The sequence below is a fragment of the Alteriqipengyuania triglochinis genome (assembly GCF_054655655.1).
Window position 1 is genome coordinate 1,128,280 of record NZ_BAAHNC010000001.1, and the last position, 15,010, is coordinate 1,143,289.

Sequence of the window (15,010 nt, forward strand, 5' to 3'; positions counted from 1 at the left end):
AAGAACCGGCGCGAGGGGAGATGCCGGATGAAATTGCCCGTGACAATCGGATTGTGTGCGCTGTCGATCGCTGCTTGCGGGGCGGTCGCGCAGGCCAGCGTGGCGGATGCCGGGGAGGCTGCGGTCGCTCCGCTGCCGGTCGGCACCTGCATCAACATGGGCAACACGCTGGAGACCATGCAGGAAGCCGAATGGGGCGGCGAGAAGGTCGGGCCGAAGGACTTCGAGCGGATCAGGGCCGCCGGGTTCGAGACCGTGCGCATTCCCGTGCGCTGGCACAACAAGACGCTGCAGCAGGCGCCCTGGACGGTCGACGAGGCATGGATGGACCGGGTCCAGGCGGTGGTGGACCAGGCACTCGCGGCCGATCTCAACGTGATCCTCAACAGCCATCACTTCGATCCGATCCACGAGGACCCGCTGGCCGTGGCCGAATGGCATGGCGCGGTCTGGGCGCAGATTGCCGACCGCTTCGAAGGCTATCCCGAAGAAACCCTGTGGTTCGAACTGGAAAACGAGCCGCACGACAAGTTCGACCACACGAACCTGCTCGAAACGCTGACGCCCGCGCTCGAGGCAGTGCGCGCGAAGCATCCGACCCGCGCGGTCATCATCGGTGGTGAGAACTGGAGCGGGGTCGATTCGCTGGCGGACCTGCCGCTGCCGGACGATCCCAATATCCACCCGACATTCCATTATTACGAGCCCTTCGCTTTCACCCACCAGGGAGCATCGTGGGTCGCGCCCGACGTTCCACCGACCGGACGCGACTTCCCGATGGCCGGAGATATCGAACGGCTTGCGAAAGATGCCGCGAAGGTGCGCGCCTATATCGATCACACCGGAAAGACGCCCTTCATGGGTGAGACCGGCGCCTATGAAGAACACACCTCGACCGCCCAGCGCGTTGCGTATCACACTGCGGTGAGGGATGCCTTCTCACCCATGGGAGTAGGGATGTGCATGTGGGCCTATGCCAACACCTATCCCTTCTGGGATCGCAATTCCGGCGAATGGCTGCCCGGCATGCGTGCAGCCATCGGCCTGCCCGAAACCGACCAGTAAGAAAGGAGCCCGTCATGCTTGCCCGCACCAGCACCATTGCCCTCGCCCTTTCCGCTTCGGCCCTCTGCCTCGCCGTATCACCTGCATGGGCACAGACTCTCCCGCCCGAGCTGCAGGCCTTCGACGAGCAGCTTCCGGGCAGCCTCATCAACGATCCGCGCGATCTGGTGTGGCCAACCGACGGCGCGACGCTCGACGTGGAAGGCGTGCAGGACGAAACGATTCCCGGCGGCGGCGCAGCGCGTCGTTATGAAACAAGCACGAAGGGGCCCGAACTCTGGTCGAGCCAGACCTATGTGCCCCTGCTCGACGGCATTGGTCGCGGCGACGCCGTGACCATCGGATTCCACGCCCGGACCGTTTCGGCCGATACCGACGACGGCAAGGGCGTGATCGCGGTCAGAGTGCAGCAGAACGGTCCGCCCTACGGCGGGTTCGCGGATGATACGCTGACCATCGGCTCCGACTGGCAATGGTACGAGGTGACCGGGACCGCCAATGCCGCCTATGGTCGGGATGAGGCGCGGGTCGTGTTCCAGCTCGGCGGAGCGAAACAGGTCGTCGAGATCGGCCAGACCATCGTGGTCAAGGGCGCGGCCTCGATCCTTGGCGCACCCCAGGAGGCCCAGCCCGAGCCGGTGGCTGCCGACGAGCCGCTGGTGCCCGACGTGCTCGCCGATGCGGGCACGCTTCTCAACCGGCCCGACATGCGCGAATGGACGCGCAGCGCGGTGGTCGGCACCATCGAGGGTCGCGACGATTCCACGATCTGGCTGGGCAAGACGACGCGTTTCTCGCTCGATGCGCCGGGCGAAAACGACTGGGATCTGGTTGCGGGCATTCCGATCGAAAAGCCGGTGGCGGCGGGCGACAAGCTGCTGATCGCGATCGCGGCAAAGACGGTCAGTGCGCAGACACCCGACGGCAAGGGCCTCGTCGCGATGCGGATCCAAGACCGCACGCCGCCTTACGACGGGTTCGCGGACAACCTGTTTACGGTGGGCGAGAACTGGCAGCTGGTCCGCGTCAACATCACCGCGCCGCGCGATCTGCCCGCCGGGTCGACCGAACTGGCCCTGCAATTCGCAGCAGAAGCGCAGTCGATCGACATCGGGCCGGTCTACATCTTCAAGACCGAGTAACCGGCCGGGAGATCACTCCCGGCCCGCAGCGGCTCCACCCGCAACGGCATAGGGGCCGACCACCAGCCCGGTGAACAGCCCGGCGTGGACCGAGGACAGCGGTTCGACGTCGATCGCCGGCGTTTCCTGCCACTGGGCGTCCTCGCCCGCACGCCATGCGGCGACCGCGCTGCCGCCGGTGAAGGTCAGCCGCAGCTGCGCGCTCGCGTCGTTCCATGCAGCGGTGTGGACGATTTCTCCCCGCTCCGAATCCCCGGGGTCCTTACGCAGGCGCACGACCATTTGACGGCCCTGCTCGCCCTGCTCGATCCCCACGGTGATGAAGTGGCCCTGATCCATGAAGGCGAGCAGCCCGGCATAGTCGCCTTCATCCTCGCTCGTGAAATCCACCGCCGTGGTGAAGGTCGCATCGTGGTGGCGCAGCCTGCGCCCGATGAAGGCGAAGCGGTTCAGGCTGCCGGCGGAGTCCGCCCCCGGCCGCAGCACGATCTCGCCCCGCTCGATATCGTGCAGCATCCGCGATTCATCCACCGGCGTACGCATGGTGATCCATTCGGGCGACAGGGCGGGCGCATCGAAGCCGTCGCGCCACTCGTCCCACTGCTCGCCCGGCGACGCCGCCAGATTTGGCTTGGGCACCAGCGGCGGCACCGCCTCACCGGGCTTGAGGAACAGCGGCCAGCCATTTTCCCAACGCACCGGGAGGAGGAAGGTCTCGCGGCCCAGCAGGGTCGACTGCCCGGCGAAGGGCCGCGTCGCGAGGAACAGCCCCCACCACGAGCCGTCGTCGAGCTGGACGATATCGGCATGGCCGGTCGCCTCGACCCGGTCGGGCCGGTCGGGCGAGAGGTCGCGCTGCGTCAGGATCGGATTGATCGGACCCGGCTCGTACGGCCCGTCGACCGAGCGCGAGCGATAGATCGTCTGCGAATGCTGCTCTGCAGTCCCGCCCTCGGCGGCAAGCAGGTAGTACCAGCCGTCGATCTTGTAGATGTGGGGCCCTTCCGCCCAGATCGGCTTGGTCGAAAAATCGACACCACCGTCGACGAGCAGCGTACGCTCCGGCTTGACCTGCATGGCCTCGGTATCGAATTCCTGCAGCCAGAGAGCGCGGTGCCCCTCATACTGTGGCTCTCCCGGAGGCGCGTCGTTGTAGACGACCCACGCCTTGTCGCCCTCGAAGTAGAGCGACGGATCGATCCCGCCGAAGTCGAGCCAGACCGGATCGCTCCACGGTCCTTCGGGGCGGTCGGCCGTCAGCACGAAATTGTCGCGACATTCGACGCAGGTGTTCATGATCCAGAACTTGCCGTCATGATAGGAAATCGTCGGCGCGAAGAGGCCGCGATCGGTTTCCAGACCCGCAAAGTTGACCTGTTCGGGCCGGTCGATCGCATGGCCGATCAGCTCCCAGTTCACGAGATCGCGGCTGTGCAGGATCGGCAGGCCGGGGAACCAGACGAAGGTGGAATTGACCGCGTAGAAATCGTCGCCGACCTTCACGACCGAAGGATCGGGATGGAAGCCGGGGAGCACGGGATTGCGGAAGAATCCCTCCGGCGCGGGCGGCGTTTCATCCATCGATTCGTATTCCACGAAATCGAACGTCGCGTGCGGCTGGGCCGCAGCCGCGCCGCCGCAGGTGAGCGCGAACGCCCCTGCTCCGCCCATCGCCCAGCGCTTCAAACTTGCCTTCAACACACCTGCTCCCTTTATCCTTGCTACCGTCATGCGGCGTCCATATGGTAGCGCTCCCACAGGGGAGGACAAGAGCCAGATATGGCCGTAAATCTGAAGGCAATTCTACCCGCAGACTATGCGGAAGGTACGTTTCTGGGCCGGGCGCTATCGCCCGACGGCCCGGTGGTATTCACGATCCGCGATGACACGCTGTTCGACCTGACCGAGGTGGTCGCGTCGGTTTCCGGCGCCGTTGCGCGGCGCATGTTCGACGGCGGAACCGAGCTCGGCCCGGTCGCCGGCGGCCTGCCGGAGGGATGGGAGCTGCTGAGCCCCATCGACCTGCAATGCATCAAGGCGAGCGGCGTGACCTTCGCGGTCTCCGCGATCGAGCGGGTGATCGAAGAACGCGCGCGCGGCGAGGCCGAACGGGCGAGCGAAATCCGCGCGATGCTGGAAGAGAAGGTCGGCTCGGGCATCCGCTCGGTCGTCCCCGGCTCGGACGAAGCCGCGCAGCTGAAGGCCGCACTGATCGAGCAGGACATGTGGTCGCAATATCTCGAAGTGGCGATCGGCCCCGATGCGGAGATCTTCTCCAAATCGCCGGTGCTCTCCTCGGTCGGGCACGGCGCACAGATCGGCGTCCGCTCCGATTCGAGCTGGAACAACCCCGAACCCGAAGTCGTGCTGGTGTCCGATGCCCACGGCGAAGTGGTCGGTGCGACGCTCGGCAACGACGTCAACCTGCGCGACTTCGAGGGCCGCTCGGCACTGCTGCTGTCCAAGGCCAAAGACAACACCGCGTCGTGCGCGATCGGCCCGCTGATCCGCCTGTTCGACGAGGGCTTCACGCTGGACGACGTGCGCAAGGCCAATGTCGAACTGACCATCGATGGCCCCGAAGGCTATCGGCTGGAAGGCACCAACATGATGGCCGAGATCAGCCGCGATCCGCAGGATCTCGTGAACCAGTGCCTCTCCGAACATCACTACCCCGACGGGTTCGTGCTGTTCTGCGGCACGCTGTTCGCTCCCACGCAGGACCGGGACGAACCCGGTGCCGGCTTCACCCACAAGCTCGGCGACGTCGTGACGATCCGTTCGGATCGGATCGGCACGCTGAGCAACACCGTAACCACGTCGCGCGACGCGCCTGCCTGGACCATGGGCTTCGGCGAATTCGCGCGCAATCTGGCCGAACGCGGCCTGATCGACAGGATTTGAGAATGGCCACTTCGAGACTTCAGGATGCCGACGCTTCCTCGCAGGAAGCGAGTCGGGCACAGGACGACGACTCGTCCCCGCACAATAGCGGTGCAATCTATCCCAGCCTGCGCGGCAAGCGCGTGATCGTGAGCGGCGGCGGATCAGGGATCGGCGCTGGCGTGGTCGAGGGCTTCGCGCGCCAGGGGGCGGCCGTCGCCTTCGTCGACGTGCAGGATGAACAGAGCAACGCGCTCGTCGATCGCCTATCCGATGCGTCCGTTGCCCCGGTCTACCACCAGTGCGACATCACCGATGTCACCGCTTACGGCGACAAGATCGAGGCCATGGCCAGTCATCTCGGCGGGTGCGACATCCTGATCAACAACGCCGCGAACGACGACCGTCACAAGGTCGCCGACGTCACGTCCGAATACTGGGACGATCGCATGGCGGTGAACCTCAAGCACCAGTTCTTCGCCGCCAAGGCGGTTGCGCCCAAAATGAAGCAGGCGGGTGGCGGCAGCATCGTGAACCTCGGTTCGATCAGCTGGCATCTCGGCCTCGAAGACCTGACGATCTACCAGACCGCCAAGGCCGCGATCGAAGGTCTGACCCGCAGCCTCGCGCGCGAGCTCGGGCGCGACAATATCCGGGTCAACACGATCATCCCGGGCAACGTCCAGACGCCGCGCCAGATGAAATGGTACACGCCCGAAGGCGAGGCGGAGATCGTCGCCGCACAATGCCTCGACGGGCGTATCCAGCCCGCCGACATCGCGGCGATGGCGCTGTTCCTTGCTTCCGACGATGCGCGTTTCTGCACCGCGCACAACTACTGGGTAGATGCCGGATGGAGATAGAGCGCTCGGTTCGCAGGGTCCTCGATGCCCAGAGCAGGCTTGGCGAGGGCGTGTTGTGGGATGCATCGCGCCAGATCGTCTGGTTCGTCGATATCAAGCGCCACCGGCTGTGGCACTACGACCCCGATACGGGCAGCAATTCCTTTGCCGAAGCGCCGGGCCAGATCGGCTGGGCCCTTCCCGCGGAAGGCGGCCTGCTGCTGTGCGGTCTGGAGGACGGGCTCTATACCTTCGATCCCGAAAAGGCGGCTTTCTCGAAACTGATGGCGGTTCCGGGCGAACCGGCGGGCAACCGCCTCAACGATGCCTGCACCGATCCGTGGGGCCGGGTATGGTTCGGTTCGATGGACGATAGCGAAGGCACGGCATCCGGACGCTTCTATGTCTTCGATCGCGGAGACATTCGCGCCGAAGGACCCGACGGCATCACCATCACCAACGGGCCGACGGTGAACGCGGCGGGCGACCGGATCTACTTCACAGATACCGGATCGCAAAAGATCATGGTGGCCGATCTCTCGCGCGACGGGGTCGGCGAAGCGCGGCCTTTTGTCGACACCGGCGCCTTGTTCCCGGATGCCTACCCGGACGGCCCGGTGGTCGACGCCGAAGACCACGTGTGGACAGGGCTTTATCTCGGCAGTCGGGTGGCCCGTTTCTCGCCCGATGGAAAACTGGTCGCGACCATTGCGATCCCCGCGCGCGACGTCACCAAGATGGCTTTCGGCGGGCCCGACTTCGCGACCATCTATGTCACTTCCGCGACCAAGAACATGGAGCCGTCCGATATGGCACAATACCCCCAGGCAGGCGGCCTGTTCGCCTTCGACGCGCCGGTCAAAGGCTTCGCCCAGCCGCTGGTGAAACTCTCGTGAAGCGGCTGTTCGGCCTGACGGCATTGATCGCGAGCGTTCCCGCAGCAGCGGCACCGGTCCTCGACCCCGGCTACGGTGACGGCATGGTCCTGCAGCGCGGCGAACCCATCGTCGTTTCCGGCACCGCAGAGCCCGGAGCCAGCGTGCGCGGCGAACTCGACGGATCGAGTGCCGACGCCACGGCCGATGCCGAGGGCCGCTTTGCGCTGTCCTTCCCTGCCCGCGCGGCGAGCGAAACTCCGCTCAGCATCACCGTGCAGGACGCGACGGGATCGACCGGTCTGGCCGATCTGCTGATCGGCGACGTCTACCTATGTTCAGGTCAGTCGAACATGGAACTGACGGTCAACCGCGCGCTCGATACCTGGAACCAGCTGCGCCTCGCACCGGACGACGGCATCCGCCTGCTCAAGGTGGCGCAGACGACCGCAGCGGTTCCGCAAAACACGTTCCCAGAACCGATCGACTGGCAGCCCGCCACGAGCGAGAGCGTAGCGGACTTCTCCGCCGCGTGCTTCTACATGGCCAAGCAGCTGCGCGCCGATCGTTCGGGCGTGCCGGTCGGGCTGATCCACTCGAACTGGGGCGGCAGCGCCGCGAGCGCGTGGCTGACGCCCGAAAGCGTGAAGGTGCTTTTCGGCCAACAGGCGCTTGACCAGCTTCGGCTCTACGAACGCGATCCGCTGGCGGCAGCGCAGTCCTTCGTGCCGCAGTGGTACGATTGGTGGCGCGCCAACGACGACGGCCGCGAACCGTGGACCGACTCTTCGATGCTGGACTGGACGCCGATCCCGCAGTTCTCCTTCTGGAACGACTGGAAAGGTACCGGGCTCGCTGAAAATCCGCGCGCCAATGTCTGGCTGCGGCAGACCTTCACGCTGACCGCCGAGCAGGCGAGCGGCGAAGGCGCGCTCTCGATCGGTGCGATCGACGATCTGGACCTGACCTGGGTCAATGGCAACCCGGTCGGCTACACCTTCGGCTGGGGGGTCGAGCGGACCTATCGCGTGCCCGCGCAGTACCTGCACGAGGGCGAGAACGAGGTGCTGATCGCCGCGAACAACATGTGGGATACCGGCGGCTTCTTCGCCGGGCCCGAACGGCTGTTCTTTACCTCTGCCGATGGCGCACAGGTCCCGCTCGGCGAAGACTGGGAGTACTCGGTGGGCACGGTCGACGGCGTGCCGCCACGCGCGCCATGGGATGCCAATGCGGGCATCGGCGTGATGCACAACGCCATGATCGCTCCGCTTGGCGCGATGCGCCTGGCGGGCGTCGCATGGTACCAGGGCGAGGCGGATGCGGGTCAGCCCGACTACGATGCGAAACTGCGTGAGCTGTTCGCCGGATGGCGGCGCCAGTTCGGCCCCGAGGCACGCACGCTGGTGGTCCAGCTTGCGGACTACGGCGCGCGGCAGAGCGAACCGGTCGAATCGGATTGGGCGCAGCTGCGGCAGGACCAGCTCGATGGCGTCGTCGCGGACAGCAACGCCGCGCTCGTCACCGCGATCGATATCGGCGAACCGACCGACATCCATCCCGCGAACAAGAACGACCTCGGCAAGCGACTGGCGGCGGCAGCGCAGAGCAAGCCGATGCCGATGCCGGGGAGCGCGACGTTCTCGGGCGATACGGTCACCGTATCCTTCACCGGTATTGAGGGTGGTCTCCAGGCGCTCGGCGGGCCCTATGCGCTCGGCGTCGAGCTGTGCGGCGATAGTCGCGAGAGTTGCCGCTGGGTGATTCCCGCGCTCGACGGGGACAGGATGCTGATCCCGGTCGCCAAGGGACAGCCCGCTTCGCGCGTCCGGCATGCATGGTCCGATGCCCCGATCGTCAACCTGTACGACGCGCGTGGCCTGCCGGTGCCCGGTTTCGAGCTGAAGGTTTCACGATGACCCTCGACCGGCGCAGCCTTCTGGCTGGCGGCATTGCCCTGGCGGGCGCGGCCACGTTTACCGGGTGCGTGACGCCGATGGTCGGCGAGACGGCCTTCGTGCGGCGGCAGGGCACGGGGCTCAGCCGTCGTGGCCTGCCCTACCGCGTCGTGGGCGCGAACATGTGGTATGCCGCATGGCTCGGCGCTGATGCGCCCTATGGCGACCGCGCACGGCTGGTGCGCGAGCTCGACCGGCTCAAGGCGATCGGCGTCAACAACCTGCGGATCATGGCCTCGGGAGAAGAAGGCCCGCTCAAGAACTCGATCAAGCCCGGCTTCACCGGCCCCGACGGCACGCTCAACGCCGCGCTGTTCGAAGGGCTCGACTTCGCGATGGCGGAGATCGCGAGGCGGGGTATGACTGCGGTGCTGGTCCTCTCCAACTTCTGGGAATGGTCCGGCGGCCTGCAGACGCTGCTGTGGCGCGCGACGGGCGAATACATGGACATGGGCGATCCCGCCCATCCCTGGCCCGCCTTCGCCGATGCGACGGCCGAGTTCTACGCCAACCCGCAGGCGCGTACGCTGTACGATGCCCATCTCGATCGCATGGTGGGCCGCACCAATTCCATCACCGGGCACCCCTATGCGGACGACCCCGCAGTGTTCTCGTGGCAGCTCGCCAACGAGCCGCGGCCGGGTGGCAGCGATGCGGCGATCGCGCGCAATGCCGATGCCTATGTCGACTGGATCGAGACCACCGCGGCACGCATCCGCAAGCTCGACCCCAACCACATGGTCAGCCTTGGGCAGGAAGGCACCCACGCCGCCAACGGGCAGGAAGCGCTGGTGCTGCGCGCGCATGGCCGCATGGACTACCTCACCGCGCATATCTGGCCGCTGGTCTGGGGCTGGGCCAAGGGTGACGATCTCGCGGGCACCTGGCCCACGGTCGAGGCGAATACCCGCGCCTATATCGCCGCGCACGAACGGCTGGCGCGCGAGGCCGGCAAGCCGCTGCTGATCGAGGAGTTCGGCTTCCCGCGCAACGGCGAAGCCTATGCCCCGTCGGCCACCACCGAGTTCCGCCAGCGCTTCTACCGTGAAGTCTACGACGCGGTGGAACGTGGCTGGGCAGCGGACGGACCGCTGCAGGGCAGCAACTTCTGGGCCTGGAACGGCGAGGCGCGTGCCGCGCATGACGACGCCCGCTTCCGCGACGGCGACCGGCAGTACATGGGCGATCCGCCGCACGAGCCGCAGGGCTGGTTCGGCAATTTCGACACCGACGCCGGGATGCTTTCGCTGATCCGGGCGCATGCTCAGGCGGGCGGGCTTGCCTGACATCACCTTGGCCGCGGGTGCGTGGGAGGCGCGGCTGCGCCCCGACATCGGCGGTTGCCTGTCGGCGCTGGCACGCGACGGCACCCCGGTGCTGCGAACCATGGCCGACGCGGCCGACCATCCGCTGCAGTCGGCCTGCTTCGCGCTGGTGCCCTATTGCAATCGCATCGCGCACGGCCGCTTCCACTTCGGCGGGCGCGAAGTAGCGCTGCAACCGAACCTCGGCGACCACCCGCATCCGCTCCACGGCACGGGCTGGCTGCGCGCATGGCGCGTCATCCGGCACGACCGCACCAGCGCGTTGCTCGAAGACGACTACGAAGGCCGCGCCGACTGGCCCTGGCCCTACCGCGCACACCAGCATGTCGCGCTGGACGAGACGGGCTGTACGATCCGCCTGATGGTCGAGAACCGGGCGGACGAACCCGCACCGCTCGGCCCGGGCCTGCATCCCTATTTCCGCCGTGCGCAGGGCAGCCGCGTGGCCTTCGCCGCGCACCGGATGCTCGGCATCGACGGCGACGCTCTCGCCGATGGCACCGCGCACCCTGCCGACAGCCTCGCGGCATGGAGCCAGGGCACCGCCCTGCCCGACGCGCTGGTCGACCACTGCTTCACAGGCTGGTCAGGCACCGCGCGCATCGCCGACAGCCACGGCACGATCCTCCTGCGCGGCTTCGGCGCGCCCCTCGCCCATGTCTTCGCCCCGCCAGCCGGCGAGGAGCTGTGCATCGAGCCGGTGAGCCACCCGCCCGACGCGCTCAACCAGTCGCCCGAGGCGATGCCGGTCGTGCACCCCGGCTGCGCTGCGGGCATCGCGCTGCGAATCGAAGCCGAAGCGGATTGAGGATGGCACCGGCACACCGACAGGGGTGTCTTACGAAAATACTGCTCGGCCCAGAAGCCTGCGTATCCGCGCCATCCCCCTCCTTGTCGCGTTTGCAGGTGTCACCTTCCATTCGGGCGCAGTGCGCCTTCATGGAGGCTGACTTCGCGGCGCACATCGCGACAGTCCAACAAGGTCAAAGAGCAGCGGCATCATGGCCTCTGCCGGCCAAGTAGGACAGCTTTACCGAGCGCTCAGTCCTCCGCCGGCTGCGCGTAGCCGCGCATGGCCAACCATGCGGCAAAGGCATCGAACCAGCCGGTGCTGGTGGTCTGCTTGGGATACATGCCGAAGCCGTGGCCGCCCTGTTCGTAGAGGTGGAACTCCACCGGACGCCCGGCCGCCCGCCAGCTTTCGATCAGGCCGAAACCGCTATTGCCGAACAGCGGATCGTCCGCCGCCAGCGCCACGAACAGAGGCGGCGCATCCTCTGGCACATCGACCGCGACCAGCGGGCCGTAGATATCGCCGATGAAGGCGGGGCGCGCTTCCTCGCTGGTGAGCGTGGTCGCCATGGTCAGCATCGCGCCTGCCGAGAAGCCGAGCATTCCGACTTTATCAGGATCGACGCCCCACTCGTCCGCCCGTGCGTGGATCAGTGCGAAGGCCGCGTTCGCATCGGCAATCTGGGGCGCGAGCATGGCGCCCGCCGCGTCCGGCGCGGGCCGCTGGGGCCGCGCAGCGCCAGCGAACATCTCGCGCATCGACTGCTCGAAGCCCGCCATGTCGGCGGGCGTCTGGTTGAGCCGGTACTTCAGCACGAAAGCCGCGACCCCGCGGTCGGCCAGCGCCTGCGCGACCTCCCACCCCTCGTTCGACATCGACAGCGTGCGAAAACCGCCGCCCGGTGCCACGATCACCGCCGCGCCGGTCGCCCGCGCGGGATCGGGCAGGAACGGCGTCAGCGTGGCCTCGGTCACGTTGCGGGCGAACTCGCTGCCATATTGCCGATGCCAGCTCTCGGAATTCTCGGCGTCGGGGAGCGGCCCGGTGGCCAGGTCGATCGCCTCGGGCTGTGCGGGCGCGGGGATCGGCATCATGCGATCGTCCTGCGCGGCCAGCGGGACAGCGATGGTCGCCATCGTCACCGCGAGTGCGAGTGCCAGCTTCCGGCCCGTACGATGTCTCATGCCCACTCTCCCCAAGGTCCGCGCCTAGTGATTGTGCCGCGGCAGCTTCCTCGATGTGCCCCGGTACTTGAGCGCGAAGTCCATCACCCCGCCCTCGCCCAACTGGCCGGTCTTTTCGCGGAACAGCTCTTCCCACGGAGTATTGTGGGCGGGCGTTTCCGGAATGCTGTCTTCGGCCAGCCGCCGTTCGATCTCCGCCTTCTCGACGTCGGCATTGCAGGTGCCTTCGTTGAGGTCGACGCGAATGATGTCGCCGGTGCGCAGCCAGGCGAGCCCGCCGCCGACCGCGCTTTCGGGCGAGATGTTGAGGATCGAGGGGCTGTCGCTGGTGCCCGACTGGCGACCGTCGCCCAGCGTCGGCAGCCATTGCGTGCCCGCGCGGATCAGTGCGTCGGGCGGCTGCATGTTGACCACCTCTGCGCTGCCCGGCCAGCCGATCACGCCCGATCCGCGTATGACCAGAATGCAATCCTCGTCGATGTTCAGGTCGGGGTCGTTGATCCGGTGGTGATAGTCGTCCGACCCGTCGAACACGATCGCGCGCGCTTCGAACACGCCTTCCTTGCCGGGCCGTGAGAGATAGCGAGCGCGGAACTCGTCCGAGATGACCGAGGTCTTGAGGATGCCGAAGTCGAACAGGTTGCCCGACAGGACGAGAAAGCCCGCCTTCTCCATCAGCGGATCGGCGAAGGGGCGGATCATCTCGCGATCCTTGGTTTCGCGGCCCGCGAGATTTTCCGCCATCGTGGCGCCCGTGCAGGTGCGTACATCGCCGTTGAGCACCCCGGCTTCCAGCAATTCCCACAGCACGGCGGGCACACCGCCCGCGCGATGGAAGCGCTCGCCCAGGTATTCGCCCGCTGGCTGCATGTTGAGCAGCAGCGGCAGGTCGTAGCCGTGCTCCTGCCACACGCTCGGCTCCAGCCGCACGCCCGCATGCGCCGCCATCGCCTGGATATGCGGCTGCGCGTTGGACGATCCGCCCAGCACGCTGACTGCGGCCACGGCATTGAGGAAGGCATCGTGGGTCAGGATGTCGGAGGGTCTCAGATCCTCGTGCACCATTTCGACGATGCGCCGCCCGGTCCGGTAAGCGACCTGCCCGCGCTCGCGATAGGGCGCGGGGATTGCGGCGCAACCGGTGAGGCTGAGGCCGAGCGTTTCGGCCACCGCGTTCATCGTGCTGGCAGTGCCCATCGAATTGCAATGCCCCGCGCTCGGCGCGCTGGAGGTCGCGCGGCGCAGGAACTCTTCCTCGTCGATCTCGCCCGCTGCCAGCTTGCGGCGGCTGCGCCAGATCACCGTGCCGCTGCCGACCAGCTCGCCTTCGTGCCAGCCGTCGAGCATCGGCCCGCCGCTGAGCACGATGGCGGGGATGTCGACCGTGCTTGCCGCCATGATCTGACTCGGCGTGGTCTTGTCGCAGCCGGTGGTGAGGACGACGCCATCGATCGGATAGCCGTTGAGCAGTTCGACCAGCCCGAGATAAAGCAGGTTGCGGTCGAGCGCGGCGGTGGGCCGACGGCAATTCTCGAAGATCGGGTGGACGGGAAATTCGATCGGGATTCCGCCCGCATCGCGGATGCCGTCGCGCGTACGTTTCGCCAGCTCGATATGGATGCGGTTGCAGGGGGAAAGGTCGCTGCCCGACTGCGCGATGCCGATGATCGGCTTGCCGCTGCGCAATTCCTCCGGCGTGATCCCGTAGTTCATGAACCGCTCCAGATAAAGCGCGGTCATGTCCATCCGTTCGGCATTGTCGAACCAGTCGCGGCTGCGCAGGCGGCGTTCGGGAGTGTCGGTCATTGTGAACTGGCTTTCTTGCGATGGCTCGCGAGGCTGGGCGCTGCATCCGAGTGCCGCCGGATGAGCGTGTAGGGCAGCGTTTCGATCTGCGTTTCGGAAGCGGCACCGTTCTTCTTGGCGCGCAGCGCACGGCTGATCGCGGTCACCGCATGGGCGGTCATCTCGCGGATCGGCTGGCGGATGGTGGTCAGTTCGGGCCAGATCGTGCTCGCCATCGCGGTATCGTCGAACCCGCACACGGTGATGTCGTTGGGTACGTCCAGATGCTCGCGATGCGCGACTGCCACGGCGGCGGCGGCCATGTCGTCATTGGAAGCGAAGATCGCGGTCGGCAGCGGGTCGAGCGCGAGCAACCGCTCGGTCGCGGCCATCCCGGACCGGTAGGTGAAGCGGCCCTGCACGACCCATTCGGGCCGCACCTCCAGCCCCGCATCGGCCATCGCCGCGCGATAGCCTTCGAGGCGACGCCCGCTCGCCACATGCGCGGCGTTGCCGATGATGAAGCCGATGCGTTCGTGGCCGAGATCGATGATATGGCGCGCCATGTCGTAGGCGGCCTGGTACTCGTCGATCACCACCGATGTCTGCGCGCCGGTCGCCCGGCCCTGCCCCACCGCGACCGCCACCGCACCCAGATCGGTAATGACGTCGAGCAGGCTCTGGTCGTCGCTCAGCGGCGCGGGCAGGATGAAGCCGCGAATGCCCGTCTTGGTCAGGCGCTGCACCAGCGGCTCCGCCTCGGCCATCGTCTCGCACCCGTGCACGACGAGATGGATATCGCCCCGGCTCGCTTCCTCCAGCGCGCCCATCAGGAATTCGCTGAGGTAGGATGCCGAAGGGTTGTAGAACAACAGCGCGACCCGCAGCTGCTCTCCGCCCGCGAGCGAACGTGCCGCGCGGTTGGGCGAGTAGTTGAGCTTGCGCACCGCCGCGAGCACCTTCTCGCGCGTTTCCTCGCGCACATTGCCCTCGCCGTTGATCACGCGGCTGACGGTCATCGGCGAGCAGCGCGCCTCGCTCGCGACATCGGCGATCGTGGGCGCGGAGTTTCCACGCCGCGATCCACGCCTGCCACCCCGATTGCTCTGTTCCGCCCCGTCTTGCATGGTCAGTTCATAGTCCCCGATTTCGATATTC

Annotated in this window: 12 protein-coding genes; 8 read left to right on the plus strand and 4 right to left on the minus strand. The window is 66.9% G+C overall.

The genetic code is table 11. The features are described 5' to 3' along the window. Positions 1-27: 27 nt before the first annotated feature. Together ACYQ0L_RS05455 and ACYQ0L_RS05460 are read left to right on the plus strand one after the other, a co-directional pair. Complete coding sequence (locus ACYQ0L_RS05455; RefSeq protein WP_459787943.1) at positions 28-1,065, plus strand: glycoside hydrolase family 5 protein; 1,038 nt, start codon at positions 28-30, stop codon at positions 1,063-1,065. 14 nt (positions 1,066-1,079) lie between these two features. Then, positions 1,080-2,207, plus strand: a complete 1,128-nt coding sequence (locus tag ACYQ0L_RS05460) for a hypothetical protein (protein ID WP_459787944.1) — start codon at positions 1,080-1,082, stop codon at positions 2,205-2,207. Between the two features lie 12 nt (positions 2,208-2,219). Here the strand turns inward: ACYQ0L_RS05460 and ACYQ0L_RS05465 are convergent, their stop codons facing one another. After that, positions 2,220-3,905 carry a glycoside hydrolase family 43 protein gene (locus tag ACYQ0L_RS05465; RefSeq protein WP_459787945.1) on the minus strand — a complete coding sequence of 562 codons (1,686 nt, stop codon included), beginning with the start codon at positions 3,903-3,905 and terminating at the stop codon, positions 2,220-2,222. 81 nt (positions 3,906-3,986) lie between these two features. Between ACYQ0L_RS05465 and ACYQ0L_RS05470 the strand changes: the two genes are divergently transcribed. The 6 genes from ACYQ0L_RS05470 to ACYQ0L_RS05495 are packed head-to-tail and all read left to right on the plus strand — an operon-like array spanning position 3,987 to position 10,898. Next, a complete protein-coding gene (locus ACYQ0L_RS05470) occupies positions 3,987-5,111 on the plus strand; it encodes a fumarylacetoacetate hydrolase family protein (protein ID WP_459787947.1) in 1,125 nt (374 codons plus the stop codon). Positions 5,112-5,113: 2 nt separating this feature from the next. After that, positions 5,114-5,953, plus strand: a complete 840-nt coding sequence (gene xylB / locus ACYQ0L_RS05475; RefSeq protein ID WP_459787949.1) for a D-xylose 1-dehydrogenase — start codon at positions 5,114-5,116, stop codon at positions 5,951-5,953. After that, positions 5,944-6,828, plus strand: a complete 885-nt coding sequence (locus tag ACYQ0L_RS05480) for an SMP-30/gluconolactonase/LRE family protein (RefSeq protein ID WP_459787950.1) — start codon at positions 5,944-5,946, stop codon at positions 6,826-6,828. Before xylB ends, ACYQ0L_RS05480 begins: the two co-directional genes overlap by 10 nt. After that, positions 6,825-8,726: a sialate O-acetylesterase gene (locus ACYQ0L_RS05485; protein WP_459787951.1), complete on the plus strand. Its 1,902-nt coding sequence runs from the start codon at positions 6,825-6,827 to the stop codon at positions 8,724-8,726. The genes ACYQ0L_RS05480 and ACYQ0L_RS05485 overlap by 4 nt, the downstream gene beginning before the upstream one ends. Beyond that, positions 8,723-10,051: a glycoside hydrolase 5 family protein gene (locus ACYQ0L_RS05490; protein ID WP_459787952.1), complete on the plus strand. Its 1,329-nt coding sequence runs from the start codon at positions 8,723-8,725 to the stop codon at positions 10,049-10,051. The genes ACYQ0L_RS05485 and ACYQ0L_RS05490 overlap by 4 nt, the downstream gene beginning before the upstream one ends. After that, positions 10,044-10,898 carry an aldose 1-epimerase gene (locus ACYQ0L_RS05495; RefSeq protein WP_459787954.1) on the plus strand — a complete coding sequence of 285 codons (855 nt, stop codon included), beginning with the start codon at positions 10,044-10,046 and terminating at the stop codon, positions 10,896-10,898. The genes ACYQ0L_RS05490 and ACYQ0L_RS05495 overlap by 8 nt, the downstream gene beginning before the upstream one ends. A 233-nt stretch (positions 10,899-11,131) precedes the next feature. Here the strand turns inward: ACYQ0L_RS05495 and ACYQ0L_RS05500 are convergent, their stop codons facing one another. Genes ACYQ0L_RS05500 through ACYQ0L_RS05510 form a run of 3 tightly spaced genes read right to left on the minus strand, consistent with a single transcriptional unit; the run spans position 11,132 to position 14,979 of the window. Then, a complete protein-coding gene (locus ACYQ0L_RS05500) occupies positions 11,132-12,067 on the minus strand; it encodes an alpha/beta hydrolase (RefSeq protein WP_459787955.1) in 936 nt (311 codons plus the stop codon). Between the two features lie 24 nt (positions 12,068-12,091). After that, positions 12,092-13,873, minus strand: a complete 1,782-nt coding sequence (locus ACYQ0L_RS05505; protein ID WP_459787956.1) for an IlvD/Edd family dehydratase — start codon at positions 13,871-13,873, stop codon at positions 12,092-12,094. Next, the gene (locus ACYQ0L_RS05510; protein WP_459788047.1) at positions 13,870-14,979 is read right to left on the minus strand and encodes a LacI family DNA-binding transcriptional regulator; all 1,110 of its coding nucleotides are present in this window, start codon (positions 14,977-14,979) and stop codon (positions 13,870-13,872) included. The genes ACYQ0L_RS05505 and ACYQ0L_RS05510 overlap by 4 nt, the downstream gene beginning before the upstream one ends. Positions 14,980-15,010: the final 31 nt, after the last annotated feature.

Coding starts and splice junctions, on each gene's coding strand:
- ACYQ0L_RS05455 (WP_459787943.1), top strand. CDS start 28: ATGAAATTGCCCGTGACAATCGGATTGTGTGCGCTGTCGATCGCTGCT.
- ACYQ0L_RS05460 (WP_459787944.1), top strand. CDS start 1,080: ATGCTTGCCCGCACCAGCACCATTGCCCTCGCCCTTTCCGCTTCGGCC.
- ACYQ0L_RS05470 (WP_459787947.1), top strand. CDS start 3,987: ATGGCCGTAAATCTGAAGGCAATTCTACCCGCAGACTATGCGGAAGGT.
- xylB (WP_459787949.1), top strand. CDS start 5,114: ATGGCCACTTCGAGACTTCAGGATGCCGACGCTTCCTCGCAGGAAGCG.
- ACYQ0L_RS05480 (WP_459787950.1), top strand. CDS start 5,944: ATGGAGATAGAGCGCTCGGTTCGCAGGGTCCTCGATGCCCAGAGCAGG.
- ACYQ0L_RS05490 (WP_459787952.1), top strand. CDS start 8,723: ATGACCCTCGACCGGCGCAGCCTTCTGGCTGGCGGCATTGCCCTGGCG.
- ACYQ0L_RS05500 (WP_459787955.1), bottom strand. CDS start 12,067: ATGAGACATCGTACGGGCCGGAAGCTGGCACTCGCACTCGCGGTGACG.
- ACYQ0L_RS05505 (WP_459787956.1), bottom strand. CDS start 13,873: ATGACCGACACTCCCGAACGCCGCCTGCGCAGCCGCGACTGGTTCGAC.
- ACYQ0L_RS05510 (WP_459788047.1), bottom strand. CDS start 14,979: ATGCAAGACGGGGCGGAACAGAGCAATCGGGGTGGCAGGCGTGGATCG.